Annotated in this window: 21 protein-coding genes; 8 read left to right on the forward strand and 13 right to left on the reverse strand. The window is 60.2% G+C overall.

From position 1 onward, the window contains the following. Positions 1 to 17 precede the first annotated feature (17 nt). The 9 genes from panC to dksA form a co-directional block, all read right to left on the reverse strand. Positions 18 to 869: a pantoate--beta-alanine ligase gene (panC, locus tag E4O98_RS00245; protein WP_032879451.1), complete on the reverse strand. Its 852-nt coding sequence runs from the start codon at positions 867 to 869 to the stop codon at positions 18 to 20. Next, on the reverse strand, positions 866 to 1666 hold the full coding sequence (gene panB / locus E4O98_RS00250) for a 3-methyl-2-oxobutanoate hydroxymethyltransferase (protein WP_005791461.1): 801 nt from the start codon (positions 1664 to 1666) through the stop codon (positions 866 to 868). Before panB ends, panC begins: the two co-directional genes overlap by 4 nt. 362 nt (positions 1667 to 2028) lie before the next feature. After that, entirely contained in the window at positions 2029 to 2514 is a 486-nt protein-coding gene (gene folK / locus E4O98_RS00255; protein WP_032879453.1) for a 2-amino-4-hydroxy-6-hydroxymethyldihydropteridine diphosphokinase, read from the reverse strand. Positions 2515 to 2516: 2 nt separating this feature from the next. After that, positions 2517 to 3920, reverse strand: a complete 1404-nt coding sequence (locus E4O98_RS00260; protein ID WP_032879455.1) for a polynucleotide adenylyltransferase PcnB — start codon at positions 3918 to 3920, stop codon at positions 2517 to 2519. Between the two features lie 697 nt (positions 3921 to 4617). Then, positions 4618 to 6057, reverse strand: coding sequence for a sigma-54 dependent transcriptional regulator (locus E4O98_RS00265; protein ID WP_032879456.1), 1440 nt, complete (start codon positions 6055 to 6057; stop codon positions 4618 to 4620). A gap of 22 nt (positions 6058 to 6079) precedes the next feature. Further along, positions 6080 to 9034, reverse strand: coding sequence for a sensor histidine kinase (locus E4O98_RS00270; protein ID WP_005791453.1), 2955 nt, complete (start codon positions 9032 to 9034; stop codon positions 6080 to 6082). Beyond that, on the reverse strand, positions 9018 to 9194 hold the full coding sequence (locus E4O98_RS00275) for a hypothetical protein (protein ID WP_003176118.1): 177 nt from the start codon (positions 9192 to 9194) through the stop codon (positions 9018 to 9020). Before E4O98_RS00275 ends, E4O98_RS00270 begins: the two co-directional genes overlap by 17 nt. A 62-nt stretch (positions 9195 to 9256) precedes the next feature. Continuing rightward, positions 9257 to 10144 carry a tRNA glutamyl-Q(34) synthetase GluQRS gene (gluQRS, locus tag E4O98_RS00280; RefSeq protein WP_032879458.1) on the reverse strand — a complete coding sequence of 296 codons (888 nt, stop codon included), beginning with the start codon at positions 10142 to 10144 and terminating at the stop codon, positions 9257 to 9259. 82 nt (positions 10145 to 10226) lie between these two features. After that, positions 10227 to 10661 (reverse strand): RNA polymerase-binding protein DksA, encoded by a 435-nt coding sequence (dksA, locus tag E4O98_RS00285; protein ID WP_005791430.1) that lies wholly within the window; start codon positions 10659 to 10661, stop codon positions 10227 to 10229. Between the two features lie 319 nt (positions 10662 to 10980). On the opposite strand from dksA, the gene E4O98_RS00290 reads away from it, so the two are divergent. Together E4O98_RS00290 and sfsA are read left to right on the forward strand one after the other, a co-directional pair. After that, positions 10981 to 12153: a pyridoxal phosphate-dependent aminotransferase gene (locus tag E4O98_RS00290; RefSeq protein ID WP_248133894.1), complete on the forward strand. Its 1173-nt coding sequence runs from the start codon at positions 10981 to 10983 to the stop codon at positions 12151 to 12153. Continuing rightward, positions 12153 to 12866 carry a DNA/RNA nuclease SfsA gene (gene sfsA, locus E4O98_RS00295; protein ID WP_032879460.1) on the forward strand — a complete coding sequence of 238 codons (714 nt, stop codon included), beginning with the start codon at positions 12153 to 12155 and terminating at the stop codon, positions 12864 to 12866. Before E4O98_RS00290 ends, sfsA begins: the two co-directional genes overlap by 1 nt. Here sfsA and E4O98_RS00300 read toward each other — a convergent pair. Further along, positions 12863 to 13180 carry a Rieske (2Fe-2S) protein gene (locus E4O98_RS00300; protein WP_223018245.1) on the reverse strand — a complete coding sequence of 106 codons (318 nt, stop codon included), beginning with the start codon at positions 13178 to 13180 and terminating at the stop codon, positions 12863 to 12865. The genes sfsA and E4O98_RS00300 overlap by 4 nt on opposite strands. A gap of 156 nt (positions 13181 to 13336) precedes the next feature. Between E4O98_RS00300 and E4O98_RS00305 the strand changes: the two genes are divergently transcribed. From E4O98_RS00305 to E4O98_RS00315, 3 genes are read left to right on the forward strand one after another with little or no spacing between them, the layout of a single operon-like run. Further along, positions 13337 to 14215: an ABC transporter substrate-binding protein gene (locus tag E4O98_RS00305; protein ID WP_103734794.1), complete on the forward strand. Its 879-nt coding sequence runs from the start codon at positions 13337 to 13339 to the stop codon at positions 14213 to 14215. A gap of 50 nt (positions 14216 to 14265) precedes the next feature. Beyond that, positions 14266 to 15249 carry an iron ABC transporter permease gene (locus E4O98_RS00310; RefSeq protein WP_177327434.1) on the forward strand — a complete coding sequence of 328 codons (984 nt, stop codon included), beginning with the start codon at positions 14266 to 14268 and terminating at the stop codon, positions 15247 to 15249. Next, positions 15249 to 16016 (forward strand): heme ABC transporter ATP-binding protein, encoded by a 768-nt coding sequence (locus tag E4O98_RS00315; RefSeq protein ID WP_103734793.1) that lies wholly within the window; start codon positions 15249 to 15251, stop codon positions 16014 to 16016. The genes E4O98_RS00310 and E4O98_RS00315 overlap by 1 nt, the downstream gene beginning before the upstream one ends. Before the next feature lie 243 nt (positions 16017 to 16259). Here the strand turns inward: E4O98_RS00315 and E4O98_RS00320 are convergent, their stop codons facing one another. The 3 genes from E4O98_RS00320 to E4O98_RS00330 all read right to left on the reverse strand — a co-directional run bounded on the left by E4O98_RS00320 (position 16260) and on the right by E4O98_RS00330 (position 18726). Then, positions 16260 to 16532 carry a TfoX/Sxy family protein gene (locus tag E4O98_RS00320; protein ID WP_005791418.1) on the reverse strand — a complete coding sequence of 91 codons (273 nt, stop codon included), beginning with the start codon at positions 16530 to 16532 and terminating at the stop codon, positions 16260 to 16262. Between the two features lie 202 nt (positions 16533 to 16734). Further along, entirely contained in the window at positions 16735 to 17079 is a 345-nt protein-coding gene (locus E4O98_RS00325) for a pentapeptide repeat-containing protein (RefSeq protein ID WP_032879466.1), read from the reverse strand. 90 nt (positions 17080 to 17169) lie between these two features. Beyond that, a complete protein-coding gene (locus tag E4O98_RS00330; RefSeq protein ID WP_032879467.1) occupies positions 17170 to 18726 on the reverse strand; it encodes a bifunctional aminoglycoside phosphotransferase/ATP-binding protein in 1557 nt (518 codons plus the stop codon). Positions 18727 to 18844: 118 nt separating this feature from the next. Here E4O98_RS00330 and mrcB point away from each other — a divergent pair, with 118 nt between their 5' ends. Genes mrcB through E4O98_RS00345 form a run of 3 tightly spaced genes read left to right on the forward strand, consistent with a single transcriptional unit; the run spans position 18845 to position 22249 of the window. Further along, entirely contained in the window at positions 18845 to 21169 is a 2325-nt protein-coding gene (gene mrcB, locus E4O98_RS00335) for a penicillin-binding protein 1B (RefSeq protein ID WP_005791412.1), read from the forward strand. A gap of 16 nt (positions 21170 to 21185) precedes the next feature. Beyond that, positions 21186 to 21920: a tetratricopeptide repeat protein gene (locus tag E4O98_RS00340; RefSeq protein WP_005791411.1), complete on the forward strand. Its 735-nt coding sequence runs from the start codon at positions 21186 to 21188 to the stop codon at positions 21918 to 21920. After that, complete coding sequence (locus E4O98_RS00345; protein ID WP_032879470.1) at positions 21920 to 22249, forward strand: YqcC family protein; 330 nt, start codon at positions 21920 to 21922, stop codon at positions 22247 to 22249. Before E4O98_RS00340 ends, E4O98_RS00345 begins: the two co-directional genes overlap by 1 nt. Positions 22250 to 22510: the final 261 nt, after the last annotated feature.

Raw genomic sequence — 22510 nt, forward strand, 5'->3', positions numbered from 1 at the left:
TGGAGGGTAAAGTGGGGTCAGGCGAGGTTCAGGTGCAGGTTATCGATCAGGCGTGTGGCGCCCAGATAAGCGGCGACCAGGATCACCACATCCCGATCTTCAGCCGTGGCCGGGCGCAGATGTACGCCTTGGCGCACTTCCAGGTAGTCCATGCGTAGCCCTGCGGCTTCAATCTGCCGGATTTGCTCGGCGCGAAGCTTGGCGAAATCATGATCACCGTCTTGGATGGCCGTGGCGATCTGGCTGAGGGCGCGGTACAGCACCGGCGCGACCGCACGTTGCTCCTCGGTGAGGTAACCGTTGCGTGATGACAGCGCGAGGCCGTCCGCTGCACGCACGGTGGGTTCGCCGATGATCTGGATCGGCATGTTCAGATCGCGGACCATGGCGCGAATGACCGCCAACTGCTGGTAGTCCTTCTGGCCAAATACGGCCATGTCGGGCTGGACCATGTTGAACAACTTGCTGACCACCGTGGCCACGCCTTCGAAATGCCCTGGGCGGCTGGCGCCGCACAAGCCTTCGGACAGTTGTGGCACGCTGACGCGGGTCTGGCCGTTCATGCCATCGGGGTACATTTCCTCGACAGTGGGCGCAAACAGCAGGTTGCAGCCCGCCTGCAGGAGTTTTTCCTGGTCGGCGGCCAATGTGCGCGGGTATTTATCCAGATCTTCGCCGGCACCGAATTGCAGTGGGTTGACGAAAATGCTCGCCACCACGAAATCTGCCTGCTGCGCGGCCTTGGTCACCAGGGTGGCATGGCCGCTATGCAGGTTGCCCATGGTAGGCACAAAGCCGATGCGTTTGCCGGCGCTGCGGGCGTGGGTCACGGCAGCCCGCAGTTCGCGGACGGTTTTAACGGTGTTCATGCCGAGAATCCGTGTTCAACGCCTGGGAAAGTCACATTCTTGACTTCGCTGACGTAAGCGCTCAGGGCTGCGTGAATGCTGTCCTGGCCGGCCATGAAGTTCTTCACGAACTTGGGTACGTGACCGCTAATCGACAGGCCGAGCATGTCGTGCAGGACCAGCACCTGACCATCGGTGGCGGAGCCGGCGCCAATGCCGATTACCGGCACTTTGACGGCCTGGGTGATTTCTGCGGCCAGTTCGCTGGGGACGCACTCCAGCACAATCATCGCGGCACCGGCTTGTTCCAGGGCGATGGCATCGGCGCGCATCTGGCGCGCCTGGGCTTCATTGCGACCCTGTACCTTGTAGCCGCCGAGGATGTTCACCGACTGCGGGGTCAGGCCCATGTGTGCACATACCGGTACACCGCGTTCAGCCAGCAGCCGGATCGACTCGGCCAGCCACACGGCGCCTTCGACTTTGACCATGTGGGCGCCGGCCTGCATCAGCTTGCCGGCGTTCTGGAAGGTTTGCTCAAGCGTGGCATAACCCATGAACGGCAGGTCGGCGATGATCAGCGCACCGTCGTTGCCACGCTTGACGCTGGCGGTGTGGTAGGCCAGTTCATCCGTGGTCACGGGCAGCGTGCTGTCATTCCCTTGAAGAACCATGCCCAGGGAGTCGCCCACTAACAACACTTCAACCCCGGCCTGGCAACAGGCGTTGGCGAAGGTGGCGTCATAGCAGGTCAGCATGGTGATTTTTTCACCCTTGAGCTTGAGGCTCTGCAAGGTGGTCAGGGTAATGTCTGGCATGAAAAGGGTCCTCGTTCAGGCGCTTGGAAACAGCGAGTAACGCGCGTGAGTCTTCGTTTATACAGGCGCACTGTCTTGAAAGCAGTGCTTATAAGGCCTGGATTGCGCCCTGTAGCGCCGGGTTGGCGGCAGCGGGACGCCTATAGTCGTGAGGAGGACACGGGAAGTCAATTGGATGTGTTACCGCATTGTTACGATGGCGGTGTTACCGCTGTTACTGATGCCATTGCGCAACTTGTGCGCGGTTTACGGCAGCGCAGATCAGATGTGGGAGCTGGCTTGCCTGCGATGGCATCCACGCGGTGTGGCTGATACACCGAGTCGCTTGTATCGCAGGCAAGCCAGCTCCCACATTGACCGAGTCATTCTTGCGGTAAGCGTTCCAGGCCGACGAATGGGCAGGCTGTGAGCAGGGTGCTCAAGCGTTGGCCGTCAGGCAGTTGCAGGTCGGTTGACGCCAATTCAGCCAGCGGATACAGCACAAAGGCGCGCAGATGCATCTGGTAGTGCGGCACCTTGAGGCGCGGTTCGTCGATCAGGCGATCACCGAACAGCAAGATATCCAGATCCAGTGTGCGTGGGCCCCAGCGCTCAAGACGTTCGCGGCCCTGGTCATTCTCGATGGCTTGCAGTGCGTCGAGCAGGTCCAGCGGCGCCAGGCTGCTGTCCAGTGCCGCAACCGCGTTGGTGTAGCGCGGTTGGCCCGGGAGCAGGGAGTCACTTTGATAGAAGGCGGACACACCAGCGAGGTGGGTGCCAGGCAGTTGCGCCAGCGCCTCGATCGCGCTGCGCAATTGCTGTTGCGGGGCAGCCAGGTTGCTGCCCATGCCGATGTAGATACGTTCCACGTTTATTCGCCCGCGGCGCCCGAGGCATCGGCACTGCTGCGTTTACGCTTGCTGCCGCTGCGGCGACGCTTTTTCGGCCCTTCACCGGCACCATCGCCTTTGCTGCCAAGCTCACGAATCATTTCGCGACGCTGGCTGTCATTGGCGTCCTGATAGTCAGTCCACCATTCGCCCAGGCCATCGGTCTGCTCACCGGCGCTTTCGCGCAGCAGCAGGAAGTCGTAGCCGGCACGGAAGCGTGGGTTGTCCAGCAGCAGGTCAGCACGCTTACCGCTGCGACGCGGCAAACGTTCCTGCATGTCCCAGATTTCGCGGATCGGCATGGTGAAGCGTTTCGGGATGGCGATGCGTTGGCACTGCTCGGCGATCAGTTCGTGAGCGGCTTCCTGCATGGCCGGGATCGGCGGCATGCCACGGTCCTGCAGGCGCAGTACGCGCTTGGGCAGCGCTGGCCACAGCAGGGCGGCAAACAGGAATGCCGGGGTTACCGGTTTGTTCTGCTTGATGCGCAGGTCGGTGTTGACCAACGCTTCGCTGATCAGCGTGTGGGTGTACGTGGGGTTATATTCCAGCGCCTCGGCACTGGCCGGGAACAGCGGGTCGAACAACTGCAGGTCGACGAGCATTTCGAAGGTGTCGGCGGCATACCCCGAGAGGAACAACTTGAGCACCTCTTCGAACAGGCGTGCCGAGGGGATTTCCCGCAGCATGGGCGCCAGCTCGCGAATCGGCGCGGCAGTGTGCTTCTCGATACCGAAGTTGAGTTTGGCCGCGAACCGCACGGCGCGCAGCATACGCACCGGATCTTCCTGATAGCGCTGGGTCGGGTCACCGATCAGGCGGATCAGGTTATTGCGAATGTCGTGTACGCCATTGGCGTAATCGAGGATGCGCTCGCTGACCGGATCGTAATAAAGGGCATTGATGGTGAAGTCGCGACGTTGCGCGTCCTCCTCCAGGGTGCCGTAGACGTTATCACGCAGGATGCGCCCGCTCTCGTTGCGGGAAGACTGATTGGTGTCTTCCTCTTCATCGTTTTGCGGGTGGCCGGCGCGGAAGGTCGCGACCTCGATGATTTCGCGACCAAAATGGATATGCACCAGCTTGAAGCGCCGGCCGATGATTCGTGCGTTACGAAACTCGGCGCGCACTTGTTCAGGCGTGGCGCTGGTGGCGACGTCGAAATCCTTGGGCGTGATATTGAGCAGCATGTCGCGTACGCAACCACCCACCAGGTAAGCCTGGTAGCCGGCGTTCTGCAAACGTTCGACGATGTTCACTGCATAACGGCTGAATTGAGCGCGCTGCAACGAATGCTGGCTGCTGTTGAGCACTTCAGGCGTGCTGCGTTTGTGTTGCGTACGACGCAAGGGAGAACGGAATGACTGGAACAACTTCTTCAGCATGGGATGCACTGTTTGAAGGAATGTTCGGCCATAACGAAGAATGACCGCATGATGGGCGGGGATTCTAGCATTTAGTCAGGGGATGGTGTAGGAACAAGCTACAGGCATTGCGCCTTAAGCGTTTTGGAGTCAAATCCCGGAAACTACAAGGGGAGCCGAAGCTCCCCCAGAAGTAGTTGCGTGCTCTATTTTTATTATTGATTTCGGGCTTCTTGTTTTTGTTGATCGCCCTCGCCATGAAGCTTCACCTTCATGACACTCCCAATCGAGAGTCAAGAGCAAACGGATTGCTTTGGTCGCTGTGTTGCTGATCTACGATCCAACCAGTTCAGGCTCTGCCTTAGGGCAGTTTTTGTTGTTCTCGGCCTGGTTGCGGGGCAAGCCCCAAATGCAACGCCTCTCCAAAAGAATCAGTTAGCTGCGCCTCCGCCGTGTTGTTTTTGTTATGCGTGAGTCGATTCGTCTTATTTTTATTGTCTTGTACATAGCTTGTTATTGTTTTTGTACTAAGCATATAGCAGGGTGCGTGCCAACTTTTGTGCCGGCCAGCAAAATCAGGGGGTTGAGGTGGTTTTGCAGTTTTCGAGGGCAAAAAAAAGCCGGGGCTTCGTTACCGTAAGCCCCGGCTTTTGTTACGTGAAAAGTCAGCGGTAACAGTTTTTTCACATTAACAGGTGTTACCCATGGGGGCGCACCCTCAGCTCTCGCTGGCAACCCCGGTCTTGCGCCGCGGAATGCCCAGGCGCTGGCGCCGCTCCCACAGGCACTTGCGACTCACACCCAGTTTGCGGGCCAATTCGGTCTCGGTCATATGGTCCTGATGTTCCAGGACGAAATGCTGGAAGTAGTCTTCCAGTGACAAATCCTCCGTCGGCTCATGACTGGTATTGCTACCGCCGCCCTGTTGTGGGGCCAGGCCGATGAAGTCATCGTCTTCCAGGTCACTGAGCTCGATATCGATGCCCAAAAGCTCGGCGGAAATCTCCGGGCTTTCCGACAGGATCACCGCGCGCTCCACGGCGTTCTCCAATTCCCGCACGTTACCCGGCCACGAGTAATGCCGGATTGCCTGCTCGGCGTCCGCGGCAAACTTCAGGTCGGTACGGTTGATGCGTGCGCTCTGGCGTAACAGGAACGCACTGGCGATCTCGTTGACGTCGGCGCCGCGCTCGCGCAGGGCCGGCAATTTGAGGGCGATCACGTGCAGGCGGTAATACAAGTCTTCACGGAACTGGCCGATCTTGGCCAGGCTCTTGAGGTCACGGTGCGTCGCTGCAATAAGCCGCACATCAACCTTTTGCGATTGCACCGAACCGACGCGGCGAATCTCGCCTTCCTGCAACACCCGCAACAAGCGCGCCTGGGCTTCCAGTGGCAGCTCGCCGATTTCATCGAGGAACAAGGTGCCGCCGTCCGCCGCTTCAACCAGGCCAGCACGCCCGGCGCTGGCGCCGGTGAACGCGCCTTTCTCGTGACCGAACAGTTCGGACTCGATCAGCGATTCGGGGATTGCCGCGCAGTTCACCGAGATCATCGGTGCCTTGGCGCGCTTGGACAGGTTGTGCAGGGCGCGGGCAACCAGCTCCTTGCCAGTGCCCGACTCGCCCTGGATCAATACATTGGAATCGGTCGGCGCCACTTTGCGGATCTTGCTGTACAGATCCTGCATCGGCGGGCAGGAGCCGATGATGCCGATCTCGCCATTGCTGTTGTCCACACCGGGCTTGTCGGCGCCGTTGGTCGCTTTGCCGACTGGACGCTGTTCGGCAGGCGCGCTGCTGGCCGACTGACGGTCACGCAGGATGCGGGCCACGGCTTGGAGCATCTCATCGTGATCGAAAGGCTTGGCGATATAGTCCACCGCGCCCATCTTCATCGAGTCGACCGCCGAGCGCAGGCTGGCGTAGCTGGTCATGATCAGCACCGGGGTGCCTTGGCCCAGCTTGATCAGCTCGGTGCCCGGAGCTCCAGGCAGGCGCAGGTCGCTGACAATCAGGTCGAACGTGGGGATGCTGAACCGCTCCTGGGCTTCCTGCACCGAGCCGGCTTCGCTGACCTGGTACTGATTTCGTTCAAGCAGGCGACGCAAGGCAGAGCGGATAATGGTTTCGTCTTCGACGATCAAAATGTGCGGCATTGATTCAATTCTCTCGACGGTCTCAGTTCACAGCGGACGTCGCTTCGACATGACGCGGCAAGGTCACCCGGATACGGGTGCCGCGTTGGCTTTCGGTGTCAGCCGGGCTGTCGATGGTGATTTGTCCATAATGCTCTTCAACGATGGAATAGACCAGTGCAAGGCCCAGACCGGTACCTTCACCGGGGTCCTTGGTGGTGAAGAAGGGTTCGAACAATCGGTCCATGATGTTCTGTGGGATGCCGCTGCCTTCGTCCTCCACGATCAGGTCGACCGTGTGCTCGAAAGCCTCGCTCTTGACGCGCACTGCGCTGCCGGCCGGCGATGCATCGCGTGCGTTGGACAGCAGGTTGATCAGCACTTGGGCCAGGCGTTGCGAGTCGCCATCGACCCAATGTTCCGGATCACACAGATTAAAGAACTGTACTTCGAAATTGCGCCGATTCAAGGCCAGAAGCCCAATGGCGTCCTGCGCGACCTCGGCCAGGCACACCGCTTCGTCCTGGTTTTGATGCGCGCCGGAGTGGGCGAAGCTCATCAGCGACTGCACGATGCGCGAAACGCGCTTGGTCTGTTCAAGGATCTGCCCGCTGATTTCAGTGATTTCACCGTCTTCCTCGCGCTCTTCGCGCAGGTTCTGCGCCAGGCAGGCGATACCGGTGATCGGGTTGCCGATTTCGTGGGCCACGCCGGCTGCGAGACGACCAATACTGGCCAGGCGCTCGGAATGCACAAGCTTGTCTTCGAGCATCTGCGTGTCGGTGAGGTCTTCCACCAGCAAAACCAGGCCGCTGTTACCGGGGGCCAGGGGCTCATCAATGGCGGCTTTGTGCAGGTTGAGCCAGCGGGTCTGGCCGTCGAGGGCCAGGTGCTGCTTGTGCAAGTGCTCGTCGGGCAGGTTGATAAACCCCTGAAGCAGTTCTTTCCACGGATCGGCCAGGGTATTGAGGCGCGAGCCCACTACCCGCTGGGCGGCGATGCCGGTGAGTTCTTCCATGGCCTTGTTCCACATCAGGATTTCCTGGTCCTTGGCCAGGGAACAGACACCCATCGGCAGTTCCTGCAAGGTCTGGCGGTGGTAACGGCGCAAGGCATCGAGTTCGGCGGCCAGGCCGGTGAGGCGTGAGTGGTAATCCTCCAGCCGGCTTTCGATGAAATGGATGTCTTCGGTCACGTAGTTTTCGCCGCCCGCCTTGTAGGGCAGGAAGGTTTCGACCATGTCCTGGGACACGCTGGGGCCCATCAGGCCGGAGAGGTTGGCCTCGATACGGTCACGCAGACGGCGCAGGGCATAGGGGCGACGCTCGTCGAACGGCAGGTAGAGGTCACGCAGCGCTTGCTCGACCTCCTTTTGCGCCGCCTTGGCGCCCAGAGGCTTGGCCAGTTGCGTGGCAAACTCCTGGGGCGAGGCTGCGTGCAGTTCGCGGCGTTGCGGGCGACGCACGTTGTCCACTGCGCAGGCTTCGGCGGCGCTGGTTTCTTCGGCACTGGCGTTGGTGAACAATGAGATCAGGGTAAACATCAGTACGTTGGCGGCCAGCGAGGCAATGGCCGCCATGTGCCAACTGGTGTCGTCGAGCACGTAAATCATGTTCAGCAACGGGATGTAGAAGCCCTGCAAGTTGCCGACCAGTGGTAGCAACATGGTGACGATCCACACCAGGATCCCCGCCAGCAGCCCTGCGATAAAACCACGGCGGTTGGCGGTCGGCCAGTACAGCACCGACAACACCCCCGGCAGGAACTGCAAGGTGGCGACAAACGCGACAATGCCAAGGTTGGCCAGGTCTTGCCCGGCGCCGAGCAGCAGGTAGAACCCGTAGCCGGCGGTAATGATCGCAACGATCAGCGCGCGGCGGGTCCATTTCAACCAGCGGTAGATATTGCCCTCAGCCGGCGGCTGGTACAGCGGCAGCACCAAGTGGTTGAGTGCCATGCCCGATAGCGCCAGCGTGGTGACAATGATCAATCCACTGGCCGCCGACAAACCGCCGACATACGCCAGCAGTGCCAACGCCGGGCTGTTGGCGGCAATGCCGATGCCCAGGGTGAAATACTCAGGGTTGGTGGTGGCCCCCAGTTTCAGGCCGGCCCACAGGATCAACGGCACCGCCAGGCTCATCAGTAACAGGAACAGCGGCAAACCCCAGCTCGCACTCACCAGTGAGCGTGGGTTGAGGTTTTCGGTGAAGGTCATGTGGTACATGTGCGGCATTACGATCGCCGAGGCGAAGAACACCAACAGCAGCGTGCGCCATGGGCCTTCCTGCAAGGGTGTGTGCAGCGCGGCGAGGGCAGTCTGGTTTTGCAGCAGCCACAGCTCCAGCTGTTGCGGGCCGTCGAACACGCCGTAGAGCGCATACAGGCCGACGCCGCCGATGGCGATCAGCTTGATGACCGACTCAAAGGCAATTGCGAACACCAAACCTTCGTGTTTCTCGCGGGTAGCAATATGGCGCGAGCCGAAGAAAATTGTGAACAGGCTGATCAGTGCACAGAAAGCCAGGGCAACACGGTGTTGCACGGGTTCGCGGGTCAGGATGCTGATGGAGTCTGCCACTGCTTGAATCTGCAGGGCCAGCAACGGCAGTACGCCGATCAGCATGAAAATCGTGGTCAACGCACCGGCCCAGGTACTGCGAAAGCGGAAGGCAAACAGGTCCGCCAGGGATGATAACTGGTAGGTACGAGTGATTTTCAGGATCGGGTACAGCAACACCGGCGCCAGCAGGAACGCACCGGACACCCCCAGGTAACTGGACAGAAAGCCGTAGCCGTACTGATAGGCCAGGCCCACCGTACCGTAGAACGCCCAGGCGCTGGCGTACACGCCCAGGGACAAGGTGTAGGTCAGCGGATGGCGAATGATCGCCCGCGGAATCATTCCGCGCTCACTGATCCAGGCCACGCCGAACAACGCAGCCAGGTAGGCGGCGCTGATCAGCAGCATCTGGGTGAGGCTAAAGCTCATCGGCATCTTTTTGGCTCTGCAGGATGAAGGTCACGACGATCAGGATCAGCCATAGCAGATAAGGGCGATACCAGGCGCCCGTGGCGTCGATCCACCAATCCATGATGGCGGGGGAGAACAGGTAGATCCCGACGACCAGCAACAGGACCAATCGATAGATGTACATATTGGCCTCTGATTAAAAATCTGCGGCGATGGTAACGGATGGCGGGCAACCTGCAAGCGCCTTCAACTCAATTGCGCTTCGGCCAGCGTGAGTGTGCGGGGGATCTGCGTCGCGTCCCAGTGCGTAATGCCCCAATCCAGCAGTTCCCGTGGGCTTGCGTAAAGCAGTTCGTTACCGGCTGGCTGGCCGAGGGCGCGCAGTGCGCGAAGCAGCAAGGGCGTGGCCTGGTCGGCGGTCAACGGTGGAGAGCGGTAGGATTTTCCCAGTTTGTTGCCGTCCGGCTGCACAATCAGTGGTACATGCAGGTAACGTGGCTGGCGCAGGCCGAGCAGCTCTTGCAAGTAAAGCTGGCGCGGCGTGGAGTCCAGCAGGTCGGCGCCGCGCACGATATCGGTAACCCCTTGCCAGGCATCGTCGAGGACCACGGCCAACTGATAGGCGTAGAGGCCGTCGCGGCGCCGGATGATGAAGTCGCCGGCGTCGCGGCCCAGATGCTGTCGGAACTCGCCCTGCACGCGGTCGGTAAAGTGGTATTCCAGTTCAGGCACACGCAGACGGATGGCAGCATCCTGCTGGTCGTGGCCGGCATTGCGGCACAAGCCTGGGTAAATCCCGTTGTAGGGTTCCAGTTGCTTGCGCGAGCATGTGCAGGCATAGGCCAGGCCATGGTTGAACAGGTCATTCAGCACTTTGGCGTAGGCGTCATGCCGCTCGCTCTGCCGAACCAGCTCGCCATCCCATTCAAAGCCGTAGCTTTGCAGGGCATGCAGGATCGCTGCCTGGGCGCCGGGCTCTTCACGGGGAGGGTCAAGGTCTTCCATGCGCATCAACCAGCGGCCATGTTGGGCGCGTGCGTCGAGGTAGGAGGCGAGGGCGGCAACCAGGGAGCCGAAGTGCAAATGGCCGCTGGGCGTGGGGGCGAAACGCCCGATATAGGTAGAGGCTGTCATGGGCGGATACTACTGCAAAACCGGTAAACGCCAGAAACAAAAATGGGGCGTTTGCACGCCCCATTCGTTCAGCTCGACAGGGTTACTTGCCGACCTGTTTTTCCTTGATTTCAGCCAAGGTCTTGCAGTCTACGCACAGGTCCGCAGTCGGGCGGGCTTCGAGGCGGCGAATACCGATCTCGACGCCGCAGGATTCGCACCAGCCATACTCTTCGTCTTCGATCAATTGCAGGGTCTTGTCGATCTTCTTGATCAACTTGCGTTCGCGATCACGAGCGCGCAGTTCAAGGGCGAATTCCTCTTCCTGGCTGGCACGGTCTGCCGGGTCCGGGAAGTTGGCTGCTTCGTCCTTCATATGGTCAACCGTGCGGTCGACTTCCTGCATCAAGTCCTGCTTCCACTGCTTCAGGATTTTGGAGAAGTGCTCGCGCATGGGCTTGCCCATGTATTCCTCGCCCTTGGATTCAACGTAGGGCTGGAAACCGCTGATGCTCTGTTGCTTTGCTTGGGTGGACATGAATAGACCGCCTCTCACTCTTCTAATCCATTGCGCAGGATTGCAACGTCACCGACACCTGCCGGCCCTGCGGCTGCAAGCGGGCGAACTTACCAGATAGATTCAGGGTGCGCTACTCCCGGTTGTCGAGCTCCAGGGCAAAGGGGTTGCAAACTGCAGCAGCCCGCCATGACTGGGTATGTATCGCCTCGAATGTTGATTTTAGCTGTTTTACGAGCGTGCGCAGGGTGCACTTGCAGCCCCAATCAGGCAATAGAGCATGTTTTACCGCGAGGGTTCGGTAGAATCCTGATTTTGTCCTCACCGTTAAGGAAGGCTAATGGCTCAGCCCTACAGTGCGCGCAGTCGCGCCATCGAACCTTTTCATGTCATGGCGTTGCTGGCACGCGCCAATGAGCTGCAGGCTGCCGGCCACGACGTGATCCATCTGGAAATCGGCGAACCGGACTTCACCACCGCCGAGCCGATCATCCAGGCCGGCCAGGCTGCGCTGGCCAACGGCAAGACGCGCTACACGGCGGCCCGTGGGGTGCCCGAGTTGCGCGAGGCCATCAGCGGGTTTTACCAGCAGCGCTACGGCTTGAGTGTCGATCCCGAGCGTATCTTGATTACGCCCGGTGGCTCCGGCGCGTTGCTGTTGGCCAGCAGCTTGCTGGTCGACCCTGGCAAGCACTGGCTGCTGGCTGATCCAGGCTACCCCTGCAATCGACACTTTCTGCGGCTGGTAGAGGGCGCGGCGCAATTGGTGCCGGTGGGGCCTGAGGTCCGCTATCAGTTGACCGCCGATCTGGTCGCCAGGCATTGGGACCAGGACAGCGTGGGCGCGCTGGTTGCGTCACCGGCCAACCCTACCGGCACAGTCCTCACGAGGGGCGAACTGGCAGGCTTGTCGAGTGCAGTCAAAGCGCGTAACGGCCACTTGGTAGTGGACGAAATCTACCACGGCCTCACCTACGGCACCGATGCCGCCAGCGTGCTGGAAGTCGACGATGACGCCTTCGTCTTGAATAGTTTTTCGAAGTATTTCGGCATGACCGGATGGCGCCTCGGTTGGCTGATAGCGCCTCCTGCTGCGATCAGCGAATTGGAAAAACTGGCGCAGAACCTCTACATCAGTGCGCCGAGCATGGCCCAGTACGCTGCCTTGGCCTGTTTTACCCCGCAGACCCTGAGCATTCTTGAAGAGCGCCGCGCCGAATTCGGCCGGCGTCGTGACTTTCTGCTGCCGGCGCTGCGCGAGCTTGGATTCGGTATCGCCGTGGAGCCGGAAGGGGCGTTTTATTTGTATGCCGATATCAGCGCGTTCGGCGGCGATGCCTTCGCGTTCTGCCGTCACTTTCTGGAGACCGAGCACGTGGCTTTTACACCCGGGCTGGATTTCGGTCGTTATCAAGCGGGCCACCATGTGCGTTTTGCCTACACGCAAAATATTGACCGACTGCAAGAAGCGGTGGAGCGCATCGCTCGTGGCCTGCGGAGCTGGCAAGGCTGATGCGCTTTCATCCTCCTCTTGAAGAAGGGCGGCTGATCCGCCGCTACAAGCGTTTTCTCACCGATATCGAAACCGTTACCGGCGAGTTGCTCACCATCCATTGCCCGAACACCGGCTCGATGCTCAATTGCATGGTCGAAGGTGGCCAGGTCTGGTTCAGCCGTTCCTCGGACCCCAAGCGCAAGTTGCCAGGCACCTGGGAAATTGCCGAAACGCCTCAGGGCCGGCTGGCGTGCGTCAACACCGCGCGGGCCAATCAGTTGGTTGAAGAGGCGCTGCTGGCTGGCGTGATCACTGAACTCAATGGCTTTACGGCGCTCAAGCGTGAAGTGCCGTACGGCCAGGAGAAGAGCCGCATTGACTTTCGCCTGGATTACCCACAGGGCGCCGCCTTCGTGGAGGTCAAAAGCGTCACCCTGGGTTTTGACGCAACCTCGGTGGCGGCTTTTCCTGATGCAGTGACGCAGCGCGGCGCCAAGCACTTGCGCGAACTGGCTCACCTGGCGCGTGAAGGTGTGCGGGCGGTGCAGTTGTATTGCGTGAATTTGTCGGGCATCGATGCGGTTCGCCCAGCGGTGGAAATTGACGCCGGTTACGCTGCGGCGTTACGCGAGGCCAAGGCCGCGGGTGTGGAGGTGCTGGCTTACGGCGTACGGGTCACACCGCAAGAGATGTATGTCGAGCGTCGACTGAAGGTGTTGTTGGGCGACTAGAGTTCTACCCACAAGCCTTGTTCATCCTCATGGCCGGGCAGGGCGGTGAGACTCTGGCCTGCGCACGGGCCGGCGATGCACTCGCCGCTCTCGATCAGGAATAGGGCGCCATGGGTGGCGCATTGGATCAGGCTGGCGCTGGCGTCGAGGAAGCGGTCGGGCTGCCATTCCAGCGGGACGCCGCGATGGGGGCAGCGGTTGCGATAAAAGTAGGCAATGCCGTCTCGGCGCACGGCCAGCAGTTTATGGCCATCGATATCAAAACCGCGGCTGCTGTTGGGTGCGAGGTCGCTTGAGGGGCAGAGAAACTTCATTTCAATCCTTAAGTGCCTTGACGTTCAAATGCAAACAATTATCAAATGGCCGCTTCGCCCGTCAGCTGACTGGGTGCTTAATACGATGTCCGGCAGCAATGTTCTGTCACATTGATGAGTGCCTGAATGGCCCTGCTCTAGGAAGGAAACCCTGTTATGCGCCTGAGTACCAGCGCTATTGCGCTTGTTGCCTCATTACTGGTCAACCACGGGGCACACGCCTCTGAACTGCCACAACGCTGGGTCAGTGCTGGAGGGGCGCTATCGGAATGGGTGACGGCTTTAGGCGGCGAATCGAAATTGGTCGGGGTCGACACCACCAGCCAGCATCCGCAGTCGCTCAAGGCGTTGCCGAGCATTGGCTACCAGCGGCAGCTGTCGGCTGAAGGCATTCTCAGCCTGCGCCCGCAAATCCTTGTGGGCACTGAGGAAATGGGGCCGCCGCCGGTACTGGCGCAGATTCGCAATGCCGGCGTGCAGGTCGAGATGTTTTCGGCCCAGCCGGATTTGCCGACATTGAAGGGCAACCTTGAACACTTGGGAAAACTGCTGGGCAGTGAGACCCGGGCAGACGCACTGTTTGCCAAATACGGGCAGGCGCTGGAGCAGCAAAAAAGCTGGGTGACCAAGGCCCAGGCGGCGCAAAAGGCTCCGGGCGTGCTGTTGTTGCTGGGCCATGCCGGTGGCAAGCCGCTGATCGCGGGCAAGGACACGGCCGCCGATTGGATATTGCAGCAGGCGGGCGGACGTAACCTGGCCACGCACTCGGGCTATAAGCCCTTTTCAGTCGAGTCTTTGGCGGGGTTGAGTCCTGATGTGCTGGTGTTTGCCGATCGCGCGCTGACCGGTGATGCGGCGCGCGCTGCCTTGTTCAAGGAAAACCCGATTCTCGCGTCGACACCGGCAGCCAAGCGTGGGCGAGTGTTTGAACTGGATCCGACCTTGCTGGTGGGTGGCCTGGGGCCGCGATTGCCAGAAAACCTGGTGAAACTGTCCGCTGGTTTTTATCCGTCCCAGGCTAAATCGGCTCCATGACCACTCTGCTTAAGCCCAAGACACTGTTTATTGGCCTGTCGCTGCTGTGTGTGTTGGCGATCTGGCTTTCATTGGCCCTCGGACCGGTCAGCTTGCCGTTGATTGATACGCTCAGAGCCGCGTTAAGGCTATTGGGCGTGCCGATTGAGGCGGCGGGGTTGGAGCAGGCTGAATTGATTCTGGGGCAGATTCGCCTGCCGCGGACCCTTTTGGGGCTGGCCGTCGGCGGTGTCCTTGCGTTGTCGGGCGTGGCGATGCAGGGGTTGTTTCGCAACCCGCTGGCCGATCCCGGGTTGGTGGGTGTGTCCAGCGGTGCGGCGTTGGGGGCAGCGGTGGCGATTGTCGGCGGTTCGTTCTTCGGTGGGCTGCCGGATGCGTTCGGTCCCTATTTGTTGTCGCTGTGCGCATTTCTGGGGGGGCTGGGCGTTACCGCACTGGTCTACCGGTTGGGGCGTCGCAATGGCCAGACCAATGTCGCGACGATGCTGCTTGCCGGTATCGCGCTGACGGCACTGGCCAGCTCAACGGTGGGGCTGTTTACCTATCTGGCCGACGATGCCACCTTGCGCACCCTGACGTTCTGGAACCTGGGCAGCCTCAATGGCGCGAGCTATTCGCGGTTGTGGCCCTTGCTGTTGGTAAGCGCGGGCGTCGCGCTGTGGTTGCCGCGCCGGGCGAAAGCGCTGAACGCATTGCTGCTGGGTGAGTCGGAGGCCAATCATCTGGGCATTGATGTTGAGGGGCTCAAGCGCGAGTTGGTGTTCTGCACGGCCCTGGGCGTTGGTGCAGCCGTGGCGGCTGCGGGCATGATTGGTTTTGTCGGTTTGGTGGTGCCACATCTGGTGCGGCTGCTGGCGGGGCCGGATCATCGGGTGCTGTTACCGGCGTCAGTGCTGGCGGGCGCGAGCCTGCTGTTGTTTGCCGATCTGGTGGCGCGCTTGGCGTTGGCGCCGGCGGAACTGCCGATCGGTATTGTCACTGCATTTATCGGTGCGCCATTTTTCCTCTATTTATTGTTACGAGGGCGCGCCTGATGCTGCGGGTAGAAGCGTTGCAGATTCGGCGCGGTGGTAAAACCGTGTTGTCCGATGTCACCTTGGACCTGCTGCCGGGCGAAGTGCTGGGCGTGCTGGGGCCCAATGGTGCGGGCAAAAGTACCTTGCTCGGAGCGCTGTGCGGGGAGTTGTCGCCTGATCAGGGCAAGATCTGGTTGGACCAGCAAGAATTGAAGAGTCTGGGAGGGGCGCAACGTGCCCAGCGTCTGGCGGTGTTGCCACAGACGTCCACCCTGGACTTCGCCTTTCGTGTCGAAGAGGTGGTGGGCATGGGGCGCTTGCCTCATCAGACCGGGCGAGTGCGCGACGATCAAATCGTCCGCGCGGCGCTGCACGCGGCCGACGTGGGCCACCTGAGTGGCCGCAGTTACCTGGCCTTGTCGGGCGGCGAGCGACAAAGGGTGCACTTGGCGCGGGTGTTGGCGCAGTTATGGCCAGGTGAGGCGGGGCAAACGTTGTTGTTGGACGAGCCAACGTCGATGCTTGATCCCCTGCACCAGCACACCACCTTGCAGGCGATTCGCAGCTTTGCCGACAAGGGGGCTGCGGTGCTGGTGATCCTGCATGACTTGAACCTGGCGGCGCGTTACTGCGACCGGATCCTGCTGCTGGAAGGCGGACGCCCCCATGCTCTGGATAGGCCCGCAACAGTCCTGCAACCTGAGCCACTCAAGGCTGTATTTGGTCTGGATGTGCTGGTACAACCGCATCCGGAGCGGGGGCATCCGCTGATCATTGCGCGCTGAAGTCAGTAATTTGCAGGCAAAAAAAGACCCGGCAAGAGCCGGGTCAAATAACCGTGATTAGCCTGATGAGGAGATAATCTGAGAGTCCGAACCAATGGTCTTTCAGTTATCGGCTGATCTCGCGACCAGTTGTGATAATCATAACGATTCTCATTTGAGAGTCAACTATTGTTTTATCTGCTCATCCAGTTTTTCTCAAACGCTCGTTTGTAATGCCTGTAAACATTGGGCTTGAGGGCCGATCTAGTTTTTCTGCCGCGCTGACAGGGCATCCAACTGGCGGTTCAGCGCCTCCTTGCGTTCAGAGGGGAGGTCGTTCCAGTGCACATCCATCAATGCGCCTTCAATGGCGTACAGCAGAACTTTCGAAGCTCGGAAGCCGCGAGTCCGTACGGCTCGGTAAGCATCGACCGCGCCCAGGCGGCGCAAGTCAGACGCGCTGTGGATACCCACCGCATGCAGCCACTGCGCTGATGTCTTGCCGAGGTTTTTCAGGTGTTGCAGCTCATCGTTCATCAAGCCTCCTTGCGACGGCCGAATGGTGCGGTGGGTATCGTGACCAGGCAGCCTGAAAATGAGTGTAGCGCTCAGTAGGAAAAACGCAGTTCTTTGGGCAGGAACGGCTGAAAAGCTTATAAGAATGTGGCGATGCTTTAGCTGACGGGCAGGCGTGAAACGCCCGGCACGCTTGAGGCGAAGCCGGGGTTCAGAAGGTGGATTACTTGGTGCGGTAGCGTAGGCGAGTGCCGAAGTTGACTGACATCAGGATCTCGTCAGCCGTGAGCTCGGGTGGGAAGTAAGTGCCGGAAATCTGCGCGTGGGCCAGGCTCGCGCCTTCCATCGAGCAGTCGCGTAAATCCAGGCCGCGCAAGTCGGCAGAGCGAAAATAGGCGTCGGTGAAGTCAACGCCTGCGGCGTTCAGATCTCGCAGGTCCAGCCCTCGGAAGTCGCCACCGCGCATATCGATGGTGCCGTCTTGAGGGCGCTGCTGGTTGAAGCCGCGGATGTCATCCTTGTGCAGGAGCGCATAGAGCGGGGTATCAAGAAGCTTGGGCTGACTCACGATAGCGACTCCTGTTAGGTGGTGATGTCATTATAGTGGCTATATTGCCGGGTCGTGCGCCATGTGGGCGACACGACCAGGAAATATTGCTTACAAGCCCGGGAGGCGCTGGCGAATATGCGCGACCAACGCATCCAGCGTTCCGCTTTCATTGGTTTCCACGCGCTTGCTCAGCAACAGCTCTTGCGCCGTCAACGGCTCACGACTGGCTTGCTGCTCTTGGATAACGCTCAGCGTTGCGTCGGACGGATCGTTTTGATCCGCCTGACGTTGTGCCAGCCAACTGCTGATAACCGCTTGAGGTGCGTTGCAATCGAGGATCAGGAATGGCGCGCCGGTGGCTTCGGCGATCTGGGCTGCCGCATCACGTTGAGCGCGTTTCAAGAAGGTCGCATCCAGCACCACCGGGTAACCTGCGCGTAGTACGGTCTCGGCAATTTCGTTCAAGCGTGTATAGGTGGCAATGCTGGCGTCCTGATTGTAGATGCCGGCCTGTGGCGCGTTTTCGACCTGCTGCTCGCCAAACAGACGCTTGCGCTCCACATCCGAACGCAGGCGTACGGCGCCCAGGGCCTCGACCAGGCGCATGGCTACATGGCTCTTGCCTACCGCTGAAACACCATGGGTGATTGCCAGAAAGCGCGACGGAATGGTGCTGTAGCTTTCCGCCAGGTTGGCGTAGTTGCGGTACTGGCGCAGGGTAGTGGCGCGCTGCACCGGGCTTGCCTCGCTCGGCATGCTGAACAGCGCAACCTTTGCACGTACCAGCGCACGGTAGGCTTTATAGAAATTCAGCACTTCCAGGCCTTGATAGTCGCCGGTCAGTTCCAGGTACTGGCTGATGAAGCGGCGCGCCAGAGACTTGAGCCCACGGTCTTCAAGGTCCATGGCGAGGAAGGCGGTATCGGCGTACACATCGGTAAAGCGGAAAGGCTCGTTGAACTCGATGCAGTCGAAGATCACGACGTGGCCGTCAATCAGGGTGGCGTTGCCCAGGTGGATGTCACCGTGGCATTCGCGAGTGAAACCATCGAGCTTGCGTTGTTCAAGCAGCGGCTTGAGGCGCTCGAAGCTGCTTTCGGCCCAGGCTTGCAGGGCCTCAAGTTGAGTCAGGTCAGCTTTGTCGCTGAGGAATGGGCGAATCTGGTCGAAGTTCTGGCGTACCGGCGCCATGACTTCATCCGGCGTGCCGGCCGGGTGCTCTTGCGGGACCTTGGGGGCAGTGAGGTGAAAGTGCGCAATCTGACTGGCCATCTCGTCGATGTGGGCGTTGGTCAGTTCGCTGTTGGCTTGCAGGGTGCTGAGCATCTGGCTTTGCGGGAACTGGCGCATTTTCAGTGCGTACTCGATGACCGGGCCGTCGCCGCCCAACTGCGGCGCGTCGGCAGTGCCGGTAATCGGCAACACTTCGAGATACAAATCTTTGGTCAAGCGCTGGTTGAGACGCAGCTCCTCATTGCAGAAGTGGCCACGTTTTTCCAGATCGGTGAAATCCAGAAATCCGAAGTTCATCGGTTTCTTCAATTTGTAAGCATAGGGACCTGTCAGAACCACCCAGGAAATATGGGTCTCGATGACTTGAAATGCTTCAACCGGATGAGGGTATAAAGCCGGGTTTTGCAGGGCAGCGATCAGGGACTGGCTCACGGGCGATCCTTCAAAGTCTGGGAGAAATCATCGTGGCCATTATGGCTGCTGATGCCAGTCGTGCAAACCGCTGTCCGGCTCATGTTGATCATCAATAAAGTGCGTATAATCCGCCGCCATGACTCGAACCCGATCTCCCCGTTCCCGTAAAAAACCTCCTTCCCGCAGCTTGCGCCCCTGGTTGGGCTGGGCGCTCAAGCTGGGCCTGGTTGGCCTTGTGGTGGTCGCCGGCTTTGCGGTGTACCTCGATGCCGTGGTGCAGGAAAAATTCTCTGGCAAGCGCTGGACGATTCCGGCCAAGGTGTATGCACGCCCGCTGGAACTGTTCTCCGGGCAGAAGCTGAGCAAGGAGGACTTCCTTACCGAGCTCGACGCACTGGGCTATCGCCGCGAACCTGTGAGCAATGGCCCCGGCGCCGCAGCCGTCAGCGGCAACACCGTCGACCTGAACACCCGTGGGTTCCAGTTCTACGAAGGCCTGGAAAAAGCTCAGCCGGTACGCGTGCGTTTCTCCGGCGATTATGTGGCTGAACTGTCCTCGCTCAATGGCTCCAAGCTGCCGGTAGTGCGCCTGGAACCGTTGATGATTGGCGGTATTTATCCGAAAAACCTAGAAGATCGCATCCTGATCAAGCTTGATCAGGTACCGCCTTATTTGCTGGAAACCCTGGTGGCGGTCGAAGACCGCGATTTCTACAGCCATTGGGGCGTCTCGCCGAAGTCGATTGCCCGCGCTGTCTGGGTCAACACCTCCGGTGGCAAGATGACCCAGGGCGGCAGTACGCTCACGCAACAATTGGTCAAGAACTTCTACCTGACCAACGAGCGCAGCCTCACCCGTAAACTCACCGAAGCCATGATGGCGATGTTGCTGGAGCTGCATTACAGCAAGCAGGAAATCCTTGAGGCGTACCTCAACGAGGTATTCGTCGGTCAGGATGGCCAGCGCGCGGTGCACGGTTTCGGTTTGGCCAGCCAGTTCTTCTTTGGGCAACCGTTATCCGAGTTGAAGTTGCATCAGGTCGCGCTGCTGGTGGGCATGGTCAAGGGGCCGTCCTATTACAATCCGCGTCGCAACCCGGAGCGTGCGCTCGAACGTCGCAATCTGGTACTCGATGTATTGGAGCAGCAGGGTGTCGCGACGGCTGAACAAGTGGCCGCCGCGAAGAAAATGCCGTTGGGTGTGACCACTCGCGGCAAGTTGGCCGATAGCTCGTTCCCCGGCTTTATCGATCTGGTCAAGCGCCAGTTGCGTGAAGACTACCGCGACGAAGACTTGACCGAAGAGGGCTTGCGGATTTTCACCAGCTTCGACCCGATCCTGCAGATGAAGGCCGAAGCGTCCGTCAACGACACCTTCAAACGCCTGACCGGCCGTAAAGGCTCGGATGAAGTTGAAGCCGCCATGGTCGTGACCAACCCGGAAACCGGTGAAGTCCAGGCCATGATCGGCAGCCGCCAGGCCAGTTTCGCCGGCTTCAACCGCGCACTGGACGCCGTGCGGCCGATTGGCTCGCTGGTCAAGCCTGCGGTCTACTTGAGTGCGTTGGAAAAACCCAGCAAGTACACGCTGACCAGTTGGCTGTCGGATGACCCGTTGTCGGTCAAAGGCGCGAATGGCCAGGTATGGACGCCGAAGAACTTCGATCGCCGTTCCCACGGCACGGTGTTCCTGTATCAGGGGCTGGCGCATTCCTACAATATTTCCACCTCGCGCCTGGGGCTTGAGGTCGGCGTGCCAAATGTCCTGAAAACCATCGCGCGACTGGGGGTGGAGCGTGAGTTCCCGGCATTCCCGTCCATGCTTCTGGGCGCTGCGGCCATGACCCCGATGGAAGTGGCGACCATGTACCAGACCCTCGCCAACGGTGGCTTCAATACACCGATGCGCGGGATCCGCAGTGTGCTGACCGCCGAAGGCGAACCGCTCAAGCGCTACCCGTTCCAGATCCAGCAGCGTTTTGACGCGGGCTCTATCTACCTGATCCAGAACGCCATGCAGCGTGTGATGCGTGAGGGTACAGGGCGCTCGGTGTACAGCGTGCTGCCGTCGAACCTGACGCTGGCGGGCAAGACCGGTACCAGTAACGACTCGCGTGACAGCTGGTTTGCGGGTTTCGGCCAGGATGTATTGGCCGTGGTGTGGCTGGGGCGTGACGATAACGGCAAGACGCCGTTCACCGGTGCGACCGGCGCGCTGCAGGTATGGACCAGTTTCATGCGCAAGGCTGACCCGTTGCCGCTCAACATGCCCCAGCCGGACAATATCGTGCAGGCCTGGATTGATCCGCACACCGGCCAGGGCTCTGATGCCAACTGTCCGGGGGCGGTGCAGATGCCGTATATTCGCGGCAGCGAACCACCACCCGGCCCTGCGTGCGGTGGCAGTGCCCCTGCTGACGCGGATTCGGTGATGGATTGGGTCAAGGGCTGGATGAATTAAGCAAAGAGGGTTTCAAGTGAACAAGTTGTGGATTCCAGCAATTACGGCTCTGGCTTTGCTCGGCGGTTGCTCCAGCGTGCAGCGCGGCTCCATCCCTGTGGTGGACTCAAGCACGTCCGTCTCCAATAACGACCGCATTTCGGCCAATGGCGGCTTCCGTCAGACGGTAGTCAAGCGGCCTGCCCAGGCTGCAACCCAGGCAATTCCCCAGGACTCCGGCGTCGTGGTGATGGTGCCTGGCAGTGGTGCTGCAACCTCGGCGCCTATCAGCGCCGAGCCATGGACCCCAGGCCCTAGCACTTCCGGGCCGGTTAACGCCACGCCGATTCAAACCGCGCCGGTCAACCAGGGCACCTACAACATGCCTTCGACGCCGAGCGGTATTCCGTCATCGTCCAATGCGGGCGGGTTGTCGGCTGACGAACAACTCGATGGCCCGGTGCTGGCGCTGCTCACCACCGCTCAGCAGCAGCAGGCGGGTGGCGATTTGAATGGCGCCTCGTCGAGCCTTGAACGTGCCCAGCGCGTGGCGCCGCGTGAGCCACAAGTGCTGTATCGCCTGGCCCAGGTGCGCATGGCCCAGGGCGATGCGCCCCAGGCGGAGCAATTCGCTCGCCGTGGCCTGAGCCTGGCCAATGGCCGCCCAGACCTGCAAGCCAGCCTTTGGGCCTTGATCGGTGATGCGCGTGCCGCCCAGGGCGATGCAGCGGGTGCCGCCCAGGCGCGACAGAAAGCCAAGGTCAGCCTCTGATGGATGCACGTTTCCCAGCGATCGCCGAACAGCTATTGCTGATCGAGCGAGAACTGCGCGTGCAGGGCTGGTGGGATGAAGAGTCCCCCGGTGCTGAAGCGCTCAGCAGTGTCGAACCCTTTTCAGTCGATACCCTGGACTTCCACCAGTGGCTGCAATGGATCTTCCTGGTACGCATGAAGCAGATCCTTGAACAGGACCTGCCCTTGCCGAATGCATCGGGGATCCTGGAAATGGCCGAGATGGTCTATGCCGACCGACCGCGGGAGAGCCTCGGCTTGCGTAACGCGCTGAAAAAGTTCGATCAATTGATCGTCGACGCTCGTTAATTGCCTGACTGCCGGGTTTTCCGGCAGTCTTGCGCACATTTCTACCGCTTGACGACATTCAGGCGAGTTTTATCCCTCCTCAAAGCCCTTTCTTCTACGTTCTCATGCGCTTAGTTGGAAAAAAGCGCAATTATTGCTTGACTTGAAGGGCCTGAAACAGAAGAATCCAAAGTCCGCTGTATCGGGACTGCCAGAAGCAGGCCCGCTCAGCAGATCATGAGGCGCACACCCGCGCCGACCTGTAACACCCGCAACGCGTTA

The organism is Pseudomonas sp. W2Jun17 (assembly GCF_023127795.1).
Classification (GTDB): domain Bacteria; phylum Pseudomonadota; class Gammaproteobacteria; order Pseudomonadales; family Pseudomonadaceae; genus Aquipseudomonas; species Aquipseudomonas synxantha_A.

Coding starts and splice junctions, on each gene's coding strand:
- E4O98_RS00265 (WP_032879456.1), bottom strand. CDS start 6,057: ATGCCGCACATTTTGATCGTCGAAGACGAAACCATTATCCGCTCTGCC.
- sfsA (WP_032879460.1), top strand. CDS start 12,153: ATGCGCTTTCATCCTCCTCTTGAAGAAGGGCGGCTGATCCGCCGCTAC.
- E4O98_RS00260 (WP_032879455.1), bottom strand. CDS start 3,920: ATGCTGAAGAAGTTGTTCCAGTCATTCCGTTCTCCCTTGCGTCGTACG.
- panC (WP_032879451.1), bottom strand. CDS start 869: ATGAACACCGTTAAAACCGTCCGCGAACTGCGGGCTGCCGTGACCCAC.
- E4O98_RS00305 (WP_103734794.1), top strand. CDS start 13,337: ATGCGCCTGAGTACCAGCGCTATTGCGCTTGTTGCCTCATTACTGGTC.
- E4O98_RS00300 (WP_223018245.1), bottom strand. CDS start 13,180: ATGAAGTTTCTCTGCCCCTCAAGCGACCTCGCACCCAACAGCAGCCGC.
- E4O98_RS00345 (WP_032879470.1), top strand. CDS start 21,920: ATGGATGCACGTTTCCCAGCGATCGCCGAACAGCTATTGCTGATCGAG.
- panB (WP_005791461.1), bottom strand. CDS start 1,666: ATGCCAGACATTACCCTGACCACCTTGCAGAGCCTCAAGCTCAAGGGT.
- E4O98_RS00320 (WP_005791418.1), bottom strand. CDS start 16,532: ATGAACGATGAGCTGCAACACCTGAAAAACCTCGGCAAGACATCAGCG.
- E4O98_RS00270 (WP_005791453.1), bottom strand. CDS start 9,034: ATGCCGATGAGCTTTAGCCTCACCCAGATGCTGCTGATCAGCGCCGCC.
- dksA (WP_005791430.1), bottom strand. CDS start 10,661: ATGTCCACCCAAGCAAAGCAACAGAGCATCAGCGGTTTCCAGCCCTAC.
- gluQRS (WP_032879458.1), bottom strand. CDS start 10,144: ATGACAGCCTCTACCTATATCGGGCGTTTCGCCCCCACGCCCAGCGGC.
- E4O98_RS00315 (WP_103734793.1), top strand. CDS start 15,249: ATGCTGCGGGTAGAAGCGTTGCAGATTCGGCGCGGTGGTAAAACCGTG.
- mrcB (WP_005791412.1), top strand. CDS start 18,845: ATGACTCGAACCCGATCTCCCCGTTCCCGTAAAAAACCTCCTTCCCGC.
- E4O98_RS00275 (WP_003176118.1), bottom strand. CDS start 9,194: ATGTACATCTATCGATTGGTCCTGTTGCTGGTCGTCGGGATCTACCTG.
- E4O98_RS00290 (WP_248133894.1), top strand. CDS start 10,981: ATGGCTCAGCCCTACAGTGCGCGCAGTCGCGCCATCGAACCTTTTCAT.